The sequence below is a fragment of the Blautia sp. Marseille-P3087 genome (assembly GCF_900120195.1).
In the GTDB taxonomy this organism is placed as follows: Bacteria; Bacillota; Clostridia; order Lachnospirales; family Lachnospiraceae; genus Blautia_A.
On the sequence record NZ_LT635539.1, the window covers coordinates 344,641 to 356,832 of the forward strand.

The following is a 12,192-nucleotide window of genomic DNA, read 5'->3' on the forward strand; positions in this document are numbered from 1 at the left end:
TTCTTCTTGTCTTTTTTCTTATGGCATTTGTACTGATCAGACAGTTATTTAATCTCCAGATCATTCAGGGAGAAAACTATATAAATGAGTTTCAGACAAGAACGACTAAGACACGTGTGCTTAAGAGTACCCGTGGAAATATTTATGACAAAAATAATAAACTCATCGCGTCAAATGTTCTGTCGTATTCTCTTACATTTGAGGACAACGGAACATATGATACAACAAGGGAAAAGAACCTCACATTGAACGGGGTTGCATATAAAGTATTAAAGATCCTTGCATCCAACGGAGATTCGTTGTCGAATTCTTTCCATATTCAGCTGGATAAAGACGGAAATTACAGTTTTGATGTAGATGAAGGATTTACACTGAACCGATTTCGGGCGGATATTTACGGTCATGCTCTGATCGATGATCTGACGGAAGATGAGGCAGATGCAACGGCGGATGAGATGATGAGTTATCTTACCGGAAACAAGGGATTTTCTATTGTTCTTTATGGAGATAATGCTTACACAGATGCAGAGTTGAAGCAATACGGCCTTCCAAAAGAACTTACGAAACAGGAAATCCTGAATATTGCAATCATGCGTTATGAACTCAGCACAAACAGTTTCCAGAAATACATGGCAGTTACGATTGCGACCAATGTCAGTGAAAGTACAGTTGCTGCTGTAATGGAAAATCAGAATGAATTACAGGGTATTGATGTGCTGGAAGATTCTGTCCGTCAGTATGTAGATGATGACAGCATGGGACCTCTTCTCGGTTATACCGGACGTGCATCTGCGGAAGAGCTGGAAAGTCTCAAAAAACAAAATTCAGATTATTCCAATGATGCGATCATTGGTAAAGCCGGCATTGAACAGTATATGGAACTTCAGTTACAGGGCAAAGACGGCCAGGAAACAGTTACGGTCGATAACCTTGGTAAAGTACTTAAGATTGACAATAATACAACCGTAGAACCGGTTGCCGGAAATGACGTCTATCTTTCTGTAGATTCTGACTGGCAGAGTGCTATTTATCAGATTCTGAAACAGCGTGTGGCAGGTATCCTTCTGAATAAGATCGAGGCAGTCAAAGAATATGATTATGAAGGTGAAAATGATGCCAGCCGGATCATCATTCCGATTTATGATGTTTACAATGCACTGATTTCCAACAGCGTGATTGATATTGATAAATTCAGTGACGAGAAGGCCTCCGATACAGAAAAAAATCTTTATGCCAAATTTCAACAAAAGCAGCAGGAAGTTTTTGATACAATAACTAACAGGCTGACAAGTTCAAATCCGGCAGCCTACAAAGATGAAAGTAAAGAAGTACAGGAATATTTAAGTTATATCTGTGATACGGTTCTGAGAGATACACTTGGTGTCATTGACAAAAATGCTGTAGATACTTCTGATGCGACTTATCAGGCATGGGCGAATGACCAGAGTATCAGCCTGAAAGATTATCTGAATTATGCAGCGAGCCAGAACTGGATCAATATTTCGGTAATCTCTCCAAAAGGAGAATATCTGGATTCCCAGGAAATTTATCAGGCGTTGACGGATTATGTGATAGATTATCTGAAGACAGATACCGGATTTTCAAAACTTCTGTATAAATACCTGCTTATGAATGATCAGATCTCCGGGCAGCAGATTTGTCTGGTGCTGTATGAACAGGGCGTTCTGTCAAAAGAAGATAACTGTTATGAAAATCTGGCTTCCGGTGCAATGTCGGCATATGATTTTATGATCAATAAGATTTCTGATCTTGAGATTGAACCGGCACAGCTGGCACTGACTCCGTGTTCTGCATCTGCGGTAGTTACAGATGCAAAGACCGGTAAGGTACTGGCATGCGTTTCTTATCCGGGATATGACAACAACCGTCTCAGTAACAACATGGATACATCTTATTACACGAAACTTGCACTTGATCAGTCGAGTCCGTTCTTTAATAAGGCAACACAGCAGACAACAGCACCTGGTTCTACTCTTAAGCTTCTGTCCGCGGTCACTGGTATGATGGAAGGCATTATTGATGATGGCACTTATTTTGACTGTACAGGTGAATTCGATTTGGTAACACCATCTATCTGGTGCTGGAATAAGCAGGGTCATGGACCACTTGAAATCAGAGGGGCAATCGAACAGTCCTGTAACTATTTCTTTAATATGGTCGGTTTTCTTGCAGGCAAGAATTCAGACGGAGATTTTTCTGAGAACTTAAGTCTGACGAAACTTCAGAAATATGCATCAGAGTTTTATCTGGACAAAAAGAGCGGGATCGAGATTTCTGAGGCATCACCACATGTTTCAGACAGCAAAGCGGTACCGTCTTATATTGGACAGGGTAACCATCTGTTTACAACAACACAGCTGGCCCGTTATGCAACAGCACTTGCCACTTCCGGAACAGTCTATGATCTGTCACTCCTTGATAAGGTAACTGATGCACAGGGCAAAACGATTGAAGAATATGCGCCATCAGTTGCAAATGAGATGAGTGATGTTCCGAGTAATGTATGGGAAGATATTCATGACGGTATGCGTCGAGTGGTAGAAACTCATGAGCAGTTTAACGGGCTGGGAGTGACATTATCCGGTAAGACAGGTACAGCGGAGCTTGATATTTACCATCCGAACCATGGTCTTTTTATCGGATATACTACATCATCCGAGTCAAATGAACCGGAATATTCTATTGCAGTCAGAATTGCGAACGGCTATACTTCCGGTAATGCATGTCTGACAGCAAATGATATATTAAAATATATTTACAATCTGGCAGATGAAGATACCATTCTGACAGGCTATGCCTCCAGTGATACCAGTAATACATCAAATGACTGATGTGTCTTCCGAAAGAGATCTTTCCGGAAATGGCAGAAAAAGCTACGCAGGAGAATACCAGAAGTCTGGAACATATTTTCAGGAGGGAACAAAAATGGGAGAAGTCATAGTAGTAACATCCGGCAAGGGTGGAGTCGGTAAAACGACAACAGTTGCGAATCTCGGAACAGGCCTTGCCATGCTGAACAAAAAAACAGTCGTAGTAGATACCGATATCGGACTTCGTAATCTGGACGTTATTCTTGGTCTGGAAAACAGGATTGTATATAATCTGGTGGATGTCATCAACGGAAGCTGCAGACTGAAACAGGCATTGATCAAAGACCGACGCTATCCGGATCTGTTTTTGCTTCCGTCAGCTCAGACGAAGGATAAGTCTGCTGTTTCACCGGAGCAGATGATCAAACTGACAGATGAACTCAGGGAAGAATTTGATTATGTCCTTTTGGACTGTCCTGCAGGGATAGAGCAGGGATTTCGGAATGCGATAGCGGGAGCTGATAAGGCAATCGTAGTGACTACTCCGGAAGTGTCAGCAATTCGCGATGCAGACCGAATTATCGGACTTCTGGAGGCATCGGACCTTCGAGACATCCATCTGATCATAAACCGCTTAAGACCAGATATGATTGCCAGGGGTGATATGATGTCTGTGGATGATGTAACAGAAATTCTTGCTGTGGATCTGATCGGAACTATTCTTGATGATGAGCAGATTGTTGTGGCTGCCAATCAGGGAGAGCCGCTGTCCGGACAGAATTCTCAGGCAGAAGAAGAATATAAGAATATCTGCCGGAGAATTCTCGGGGAGGAAGTACCGTTTGCGGAGCTGAAACAGAAAAAAGGTATGTTCAGGAGATTAAGCGATATCTTTCATAAATAGACAGTTGATTCTGTTTCCGTTAAGCTTCGTTAAAGGAGGGTGTTCCCTGTGAAATCTGTCAATAAGATAAAAGGCCGTTCGGCAGAATACGCAAGAAAGAGGATGACACTTCTTCTTGTGTCGGAACGGCTTGACTGCTCTCCGCAAATGATAAATATGCTGAAAAACGATTTGATCCGTACCGTAAAAAAATATATTCCAGTGGATGAGAAGGGGGTTAATATCTGTATTACACAGGAACCTCCGATCATTCATGCAAAGATACCGGTACGGTCTGAAAATAAAGGAATACAGGAAAATGATAAAACAATATAAATTAAGATTTTACAATTTCAGACTGGTAATATTTTTGCTGGCAATCAGTACGTTTGGTATTATACTGGTCGGAAGCGCAAGAGAGGATCTGATGACCAAGCAGCTTGCCGGAGTTATTATCGGTTTTATTATTATGGTAATCCTTTCATTGATGGATTATTCATGGATTTCAAATTTTCAGTGGATCATGTACGGCGCCAATATCGTTTTGCTTCTGATTGTGCGTCTGTTTGGTGATTCGGCTAACGGTGCGGCAAGATGGATTGATTTTGGTTTTATTCGATTTCAGCCGACTGAGCTGTCAAAGATTATAATAATATTGTTTTTTGCACGATTTTTTATGGATCATGAGGAAGACCTGAATACGGTTCGGACACTGGCAAAATCTGTAATTCTTCTGGCAATCCCGCTGATTCTTATTTATGAACAGCCGGATATGAAAAATACACTGATGATGCTTGCTGTATTTTGTATTCTGATCTATATTGCAGGATTGAGCTATAAGGTCATTGGCGGAATGTTTCTGATCATAATCCCGCTTTCTATTATTTTTTTATCAATTGTTGTTCAGCCGGATCAGAATCTGATCAAAGATTATCAGAGAAAACGTATTATGGCTTTCCTTTATCCAGAGAACGAAGAATATGGCGACGATATTGAACAGCAGAATAACTCCAAGACAGCAATTGCTTCGGGTGAACTGATCGGCAAAAAACTTTCCGGAGATAAAGAAGTGGCCTCTGTAAATGAGGGGAACTTCGTATCAGAGAATCAGACAGACTTTATTTTTGCTGTAGCCGGTGAGGAATATGGTTTTATGGGATGCTGTGCAATCGTCCTTCTGCTGCTGGCAATTTCGGTAGAATGTATTCGGATGAGCCTCAGGGCAAAAGACCTGTCGGGGAAGATTATATGCTGCGGTATGGCAAGTATTGTATCACTCCAGAGTTTCCTGAATATCTGCGTGGCGACAGGAATTGCACCAAATACCGGTACACCGCTTCCTTTTGTCAGTTATGGACTTACGTCTCTTGTGAGTCTTTATATTGGTATGGGACTGGTATTGAATGTAGGACTTCAGAGCAGCGCCTACAATAAAGAAATCCGCAAGAACACGATCGATAAGAAAGAGGATTATTTATGACAGAAAGACAGCAAAAAAGAAATACAGCAGGACAGGGACAGCGACGCAAAACAGCAAGACCGGAGCAATTGACCAGAAAAGCTCCTGAAACGGCACGTCTGCAGGCGCGCAGAAATCCGAGAAGAACTCCGAGAATACGCAAAATGCGCCGGAAACGTATAAAAAGTACGGTTATACTGGTACTTTTTCTGTTAGTTGTTTTTGCTGGTGCATTCGGTGGCTTTTATGTCCTCAGAGGAGGCAGTATTTCCACTCCGGCGCAGGCATATGACATTACCAGAGAATTTCAGCATCAGAGTCTTGTAGGAACCAGTCAGAGAGCATCAGCATTTGCGGCGGATCTCTGTGTGGTAGACGGGGATCAGCCAATGGATTCTGTATCGCTGGAAGATGGACAGGAGGGCGTTTTGCTGGATTTGAAAGATAAATCCGTGTTATTTGCCAAAAGTGCATATGAGCGTGTATATCCGGCCAGCATCACAAAAATCATTACAGCACTCCTTGCGTTTAAGAACAGCAACATGGATGATGTAGTGACAATTTCACAGGAAAACATTACATTAGAGGAGGGTTCTCAGGTAGTAGGATTTCAGGAAGGTGATCAGGTGACAATGGATCAGCTGGTACATTGTCTTCTTGTTTATTCCGGAAATGATGCTGCATCTGCAATTGCGACACACGTAGGTGGTACGACAGAGAATTTTGTTTCCATGATGAATGAGTATGCTGCTCAGCTTGGATGTACAGGAACTCATTTTACGAATCCACATGGGTTGCAGGATGAAAACCATTATACAACACCATATGATATTTATCTGATGTTGAAAGAGGCATTGAATTATCCGGAATTTACAGAGATTACACAGATGCCGAGTTATACTGTTACATTTACACACAGTGACGGATCAGAGGACAGTGTGGCACTGACTGCAACGGACCATTATCTGACGGGCGAGGCAAATGTGCCGAAAGGTGTTACAGTTCTTGGAGGAAAGACCGGTACGACAAACAGTGCGGGTAACTGCCTGGCGTTACTCAGCCAGAATTCTTATGGCTCTCCATATATTTCGATTGTTATGGGAGCATCAAGTAAAGAGCTTCTTTACCAGCAGATGACATCACTCCTTGAAAAAATAAATCAGTAGATACAATAGACAAAAGCCTTTACTGTTCAACTGTTTACAGTAAAGGCTTAAAATTTCACAAAAAGTTACATTTATCTATTGAAATTTGAGATAAAATGCACTATAATACAAACATATTAATTATCGTTTTTGTTCAAAATTAATATTATATTGTGTCTAAGGAGGAAAACAGGATGGTTGAACTGATCGTAGGTAAGAAAGGTAAGGGCAAAACAAAAGTACTGTTAGACAAAGTGAACGGCGCAATTAAAGAAGCCAATGGCAGCATTGTTTACTTAGATAAAAGTGCAAAACATATGTATGAATTAAATAATAAAGTTCGTCTGATCGATGTATCTGGATATCCGATTAAGAATGCAGACGAGTTTGTAGGATTTGTTTGTGGTATTATTTCTCAGGATCATGATCTTGAGCAGATTTATCTTGACAGTTTCCTGACAACAGCGAAACTTGAGGGACAGGATGTTACAAATGCATTAGAGCAGTTAAGTGCAGTTGGCGAGAAGTTCAACGTAAAATTTGTTGTAAGTATGTCTCTTGACAAAGAAGAAGTTCCTGCTTCCTTACAGGACAAGATTATTACAGCATTATAAACCGTAAAAAAGAAATTCGGGATTAGTCTTTTTAAACCATATAAGGTACATATGATGGGGTAATCAGAGAGGATTCTGTTGGGGGACAGGATCCTCTTTTTGTGCAATTATATTGTGCAAATTGTATAGTTGATCAAGCGTTGACTTTTAAGAAGGCATACGTTATAATGTGTACGTCAAAAAAGAATTCTAAAGTAAAGGCAGGTGAACAGAATGGATAATTGTGATTCTCACGGGCGAAGTAGTTACACAGGACAGAAATTAAAAGCAGTCTGTGAGTACAGTTACTACATTCTGTTTTAATTTGGTTATTATTCTCTTTTTCATTTCCAGATAATTTTCTGTTCTGTAAAAATCCCTGAACACAATTAAGTTCAAATCAGATATTTGACATGTTTTGCAGAAAGACATGCTTTTTTTGTGTTGCCATGTTTATTGATGGCAGCTTCTATGGCTATGCCTTTTTGTACGATTATTATGGGAAAAAAGGAGGAAATACAGAATGGAAAAAAGGGTACAGGATTATGGAAAAGAAATCCTGAATGTTGTGAGAAGCAATGTTTCTCCGGCAGTTCTGGCAAAGAGACTTCAGGATTTCCACGAAAATGATCTTGCAGATGTTCTGGAAGAACTGTCTGTAGTAGAACGCTGTAAGCTCTATCGTGTACTGGATATGGATATGCTGTCCGATATTTTTGAGTATACGGATGAAGATACCGTAGTAAAGTATCTGGAAGAAATGGAGGTAAAAAAAGCTGCAGCAATACTGTCAAAGATGGAAACAAATGTACTGGCAGATGTACTTCAGCAGTTTGAACGCTCCAAAAGAAAGATTTTAATTGAGCTTCTTGATGATAAAGTAAGACACGATATTGAACTGATCACGTCATTTGATGACGATGAGATCGGTAGTCGTATGACAACGAATTATATTGTGATACATGAAAACATCAGTGTCAAAGAGGCAATGAGTCAGCTGGTCACACAGGCGGCAGAGAATGATAATATCTCAACGATTTTTGTAATCAATGATGCTGAAGAATTTTATGGAGCAATTGATCTTAAGGACCTCATTATCGCGAGACAGAATCATCCGCTGGAGGAACTGATCGTTACTTCTTATCCATATGTTTATGGAACGGAACTGATTGATGACTGTATCGAAAATCTGAAAGATTATTCCGAAGATTCGATTCCGGTGCTGGATAATGATAACCGTCTTCTGGGCGTTATTACTTCGGCGAATATCGTAGATCTTGTTGATGATGAAATGGGAGAGGACTATGCGAAGCTGGCTGGTCTGACTGCGGAGGAAGATCTGCAGGAACCATTGAAAGAAAGTATGAAAAAAAGAATGCCATGGCTGATCATTCTTTTGGGATTGGGTATGGTAGTTTCTTCTGTTGTTGGGGTATTCGAAAAAGTTGTTACAAATCTGCCGATTATCATGTGCTTCCAGTCACTGATTCTTGATATGGCAGGAAATGTCGGCACACAGTCTCTGGCTGTCACAATCCGTGTCCTTATGGATGAATCACTTACCGGCAGACAGAAACTGGAACTTGTACTGAAAGAGATGAAAATTGGCCTCTGTAACGGTGGGGTACTTGGTATTTTATCCTTCGTACTGATTGGTCTGTATATCTGGCTGTTTAAGGGAAAAACGCTGGTATTTGCATATGCGGTCTCCGGCTGTATTGGTCTTTCCCTGCTTCTGGCAATGCTGATATCAAGTGCGGTGGGAACCTGTATTCCTCTGTTTTTCAAAAAGATCCATATCGATCCGGCAGTTGCATCCGGACCGTTGATCACCACAGTAAATGACCTGGTTGCGGTTATTTCCTACTATGGACTGAGCTGGATTTTTTTGATCGAGGTACTTCATCTTTAATCTTCACGAAGTCTGACTGCTGTGGCTGCCTGACGCCGTCTGGCATCGTCTAAGGCTGCGTAATGTTTCTTGGTAGTATTGACATCCTTATGCCCCAGAACGTCCGCTACAAGGTAAATATCGCCGGTTTCCTGATACAGGGCTGTGCCATATGTACTGCGGAGTTTATGGGGCGTTATTTTTTTGGTAGTTGTGATCTGGCGGGAGTACTTTTTGACCATGTTTTCGACTGCCTGCACGCCCATACGTTTGCGCTGAGCAGAGTAGAAGAGAGCATGTTCATGTCCGGCGAGAGGAGTGATAACTTCGCGTATCTCCAGATAGCGTTTCAGAGCTTTTTCAACTTCTTCACCAAAATAAACAACCATTTCGTTGCCACCTTTTCGGGTGACTTTAATTCCATTATTTTTAAAATCTACATCTTCAATATCAAGACCGACACATTCAGATACACGGATTCCGGTGCCGAGAAGAAGCGTGACGATTGCCAGGTCACGTTCCTTTGTTTTTTCGTAATATACACGTTTCTGACCGGTCAGGCTGTCTCCACAGTGCTCGATATAGTCCAAAAGCAACGCAACTTCATCTGTATCCAGGCGGATAATGCTTTTGTCATGGATTTTCGGGACATCAATCAGGACAGTCGGGTTTGTGTGGATCATTTCACGTTTATAATAATAAGCATAAAAACTGCGCAGAGCAGAAATTTTGCGCTTTAATCCACGTTCACCGTTGGTTTCGGTTTTGTCACCATTCTGGTATATCTTGAGATATTCCATGTATTCTTCAAGATCGACGGCTTTGATCTGATCAAGGACAGCCACAGAAAAATCAGTCATTGCATAATTTTTGAATGCCGGATTTTCATCAAGAAGAAACTGAAAAAAAATTCGTATGTCGTATGCATAAGAAATTCGTGTCTTTGTGGTTGTCGTAGAATCAATGGCACGAAAATAATCTTTGCAAAACGCAGGCAGCGTCGAAAGAACCTGCCGAAGCTTTAAGATATTTTCGGTATCGGTATGTTCACGGTAAGTGGTTCTTGAGGTATTTACGGGCATAATAAAAACTCCTTATATATCTATTTGAAAAACTCGGGTTTGTCGTATAGATCTATTGTATTCATAAAATATCCTATTCATCGTTGTTATAAAATCTTTTCATCTAAAATGATCGTAAACGGTCCGTCGTTAAGAAGGGACACTTTCATGTCTGCACCAAATTCGCCATGCTCAACAACCGGAACAGATTTCTTTGCTTCATCGATCATATATTCATACAAAGCTTCCGCCATATGTGGTTCTCCGGCTTCGATAAAGCTTGGCCGATTTCCTTTCTTACAGTTTGCATATAGGGTAAACTGCGACACGATTAGCAATTCACCATCTACATCTTTCAATGATAAATTGGTTTTACCATTTTCATCTTCAAAAATGCGAAGACCGAGAAGTTTGCGAAGATATTTATCTGCAATTTCCTTTGTATCGTCCTGACCGGCTCCGACAAAAACAAGAAGTCCCTTCCCTATTTTTCCGATTGTATTTCCATCTACCTGTACCTCCGCATGAAGTACACGCTGAATGACCAGACGCATAAATATTCCTCCGATTATTTTTATTTAAACTTAAATATTTCAGACAATACATCTATTATAGCATGTTTGGACAAAGAAAAAAAGCTCCGACTCAGTAATCCTGCCAGATGCAGTTTGATGAATCGGAACTGTAAATTTAAGAATATGTAGCTTTAACGAGATGCTTTTGTTGAATCAAAAATTTTAATAGATTCGATAATCGCTTTGACGGTATTGTCGATTCCGTACTTGCTGCTGTCAATGCAGAGGTTGTAGCTCTTGGCAGATCCCCATTTTTTATTCGTGTAATAATTATAATAACTTGCTCTGCTCTTATCGGTTTTGGTGATGATATCGCGTGCTTCCTTAGGTGTTTTATTGTATTTGGCGGCAATCCGGTTGATTCGCCAGTCAAAATCTGCGTGTACGAAAACACTGAAACAGTCTTTCCAGTCAGCAAGAGCATAATCAGCACAACGGCCGACCATTACACACGGACCTTCTCCTGCAAGCTTCTTGATAGCATCAAACTGTGCAAGGAAAATCTTGTGATTCATAGGCATATCTGAAAAACCTGCGGAGGAATAACCAAATGAATAGGTGTCCATCACGAGTGAATAAAGAAAACTGTTTGTTGGTTTCTCATCGTGATGTTCAAAAAGTTCTTTACAGATACCGCTGTCATTTGCTGCATGCTCCAACAGTTCTTTATCATAATATTTAATGCCGAAATAATTGGCAATCTCCTGTCCGATCTGTCTGCCACCACTTCCATATTCACGCCCGATTGTAATAATTGAACTAGTATTGTTCATAATAGACACTCCCTTCTGCAAGAATCATATTGACATTATACAATATATACAAAGAAAATCCAACTATTTTCTCAATTTTTCTAAAAGTTTTGAAAAATATTCAGGCAAAGGAGCTTCGAACTCCAGATATTCTCCCGTTATCGGATGAACAAAACCAAGAATCATTGCATGTAATGCCTGGCCCTGAAGGTGATAAGGATTTTTGGAAGAACCATATACAGTATCTCCGAGAAGCGGATGTCCGAGGCTTGCCATATGAACACGGATCTGGTGTGTACGACCTGTTTCCAGACGGCATTCAATATAAGTTGCCTGTCCAAAACGCTCAAGTACTTTATAATGTGTGATTGCCTCTTTGCCGTTTTTATGGTTGATTGCCATTTTTTTGCGGTCTGTAGGATGACGGCCGACAGGTGCATTGACAGTTCCTTCATCTTCTTTGAGGTTTCCCTGCACAACCGCGCGATAACGGCGTTTGATGCTGTGTTCTTTGAGCTGTTCGGCAAGGTCACGGTGTACGACATCATCTTTGCAGATCAGAAGCGCACCGGTGGTATCTTTGTCAATTCGGTGTACAATACCTGGGCGAAGCACTCCGTTAATACCGGATAAATGTTCTCCACAGTGTGCCATAACGGCATTGACAAGTGTGCCGGAAGTATGTCCGGCACTGGGATGTACGACCATGTCTTTTGGTTTGTTTACGACAAGTACATAGTCATCTTCATACAGAATATCCAGAGGAATATTTTCCGGGAGGATATCCAGAACTTCCGGATCAGGGATATGAAACTCGATATAATCTCCGGACTGAGTCTTATAATTGGCTTTGATGACGCGGCCATTTACGAGCACCTGTTCTTCTTTGAGAAGTTTCTGAATATAAGAACGGGAATGCTCCGGACACTGATCCGCAAGATAACGGTCGATCCGTATATTGTTTGCGGATGCATCTACGTTAAATTCTAATGTTTCCATGTG

11 protein-coding genes are annotated in these 12,192 nt (G+C 41.0%); 7 read left to right on the forward strand and 4 right to left on the reverse strand.

Going from position 1 to position 12,192, the window contains the following annotated elements:
- Positions 1–20: 20 nt before the first annotated feature.
- The 7 genes from BQ7344_RS01550 (at position 21) to mgtE (ending at position 8,823) form a co-directional block, all read left to right on the forward strand.
- On the forward strand, positions 21–2,852 hold the full coding sequence (locus BQ7344_RS01550; protein ID WP_083585573.1) for a penicillin-binding transpeptidase domain-containing protein: 2,832 nt from the start codon (positions 21–23) through the stop codon (positions 2,850–2,852).
- A 94-nt stretch (positions 2,853–2,946) separates the two neighbouring features.
- Positions 2,947–3,735 (forward strand): septum site-determining protein MinD, encoded by a 789-nt coding sequence (minD, locus tag BQ7344_RS01555; protein ID WP_072523318.1) that lies wholly within the window; start codon positions 2,947–2,949, stop codon positions 3,733–3,735.
- A 48-nt stretch (positions 3,736–3,783) separates the two neighbouring features.
- Positions 3,784–4,050, forward strand: a complete 267-nt coding sequence (locus tag BQ7344_RS01560) for a cell division topological specificity factor MinE (RefSeq protein ID WP_072521130.1) — start codon at positions 3,784–3,786, stop codon at positions 4,048–4,050.
- The gene (locus BQ7344_RS01565; RefSeq protein ID WP_072521131.1) at positions 4,034–5,194 is read left to right on the forward strand and encodes an FtsW/RodA/SpoVE family cell cycle protein; all 1,161 of its coding nucleotides are present in this window, start codon (positions 4,034–4,036) and stop codon (positions 5,192–5,194) included. The genes BQ7344_RS01560 and BQ7344_RS01565 overlap by 17 nt, the downstream gene beginning before the upstream one ends.
- Positions 5,191–6,339: a D-alanyl-D-alanine carboxypeptidase family protein gene (locus tag BQ7344_RS01570; RefSeq protein WP_083585462.1), complete on the forward strand. Its 1,149-nt coding sequence runs from the start codon at positions 5,191–5,193 to the stop codon at positions 6,337–6,339. Before BQ7344_RS01565 ends, BQ7344_RS01570 begins: the two co-directional genes overlap by 4 nt.
- A gap of 173 nt (positions 6,340–6,512) precedes the next feature.
- Positions 6,513–6,932 carry a twitching motility protein PilT gene (locus BQ7344_RS01575; protein ID WP_072521132.1) on the forward strand — a complete coding sequence of 140 codons (420 nt, stop codon included), beginning with the start codon at positions 6,513–6,515 and terminating at the stop codon, positions 6,930–6,932.
- A 502-nt stretch (positions 6,933–7,434) separates the two neighbouring features.
- Entirely contained in the window at positions 7,435–8,823 is a 1,389-nt protein-coding gene (gene mgtE, locus BQ7344_RS01580; RefSeq protein ID WP_072521133.1) for a magnesium transporter, read from the forward strand.
- On the opposite strand, the gene BQ7344_RS01585 is transcribed toward mgtE, so the two are convergent.
- The 4 genes from BQ7344_RS01585 to BQ7344_RS01600 all read right to left on the reverse strand — a co-directional run bounded on the left by BQ7344_RS01585 (position 8,820) and on the right by BQ7344_RS01600 (position 12,189).
- Positions 8,820–9,884, reverse strand: coding sequence for a tyrosine-type recombinase/integrase (locus BQ7344_RS01585; protein WP_072521134.1), 1,065 nt, complete (start codon positions 9,882–9,884; stop codon positions 8,820–8,822). The genes mgtE and BQ7344_RS01585 overlap by 4 nt on opposite strands.
- Before the next feature lie 86 nt (positions 9,885–9,970).
- The gene (gene dtd, locus BQ7344_RS01590; RefSeq protein WP_072521135.1) at positions 9,971–10,417 is read right to left on the reverse strand and encodes a D-aminoacyl-tRNA deacylase; all 447 of its coding nucleotides are present in this window, start codon (positions 10,415–10,417) and stop codon (positions 9,971–9,973) included.
- A gap of 152 nt (positions 10,418–10,569) precedes the next feature.
- Positions 10,570–11,211 (reverse strand): cytidylate kinase-like family protein, encoded by a 642-nt coding sequence (locus BQ7344_RS01595; RefSeq protein WP_072521136.1) that lies wholly within the window; start codon positions 11,209–11,211, stop codon positions 10,570–10,572.
- Positions 11,212–11,274: 63 nt separating this feature from the next.
- Positions 11,275–12,189: an RluA family pseudouridine synthase gene (locus tag BQ7344_RS01600; RefSeq protein WP_072521137.1), complete on the reverse strand. Its 915-nt coding sequence runs from the start codon at positions 12,187–12,189 to the stop codon at positions 11,275–11,277.
- Between the last annotated feature and the right edge of the window lie 3 nt (positions 12,190–12,192).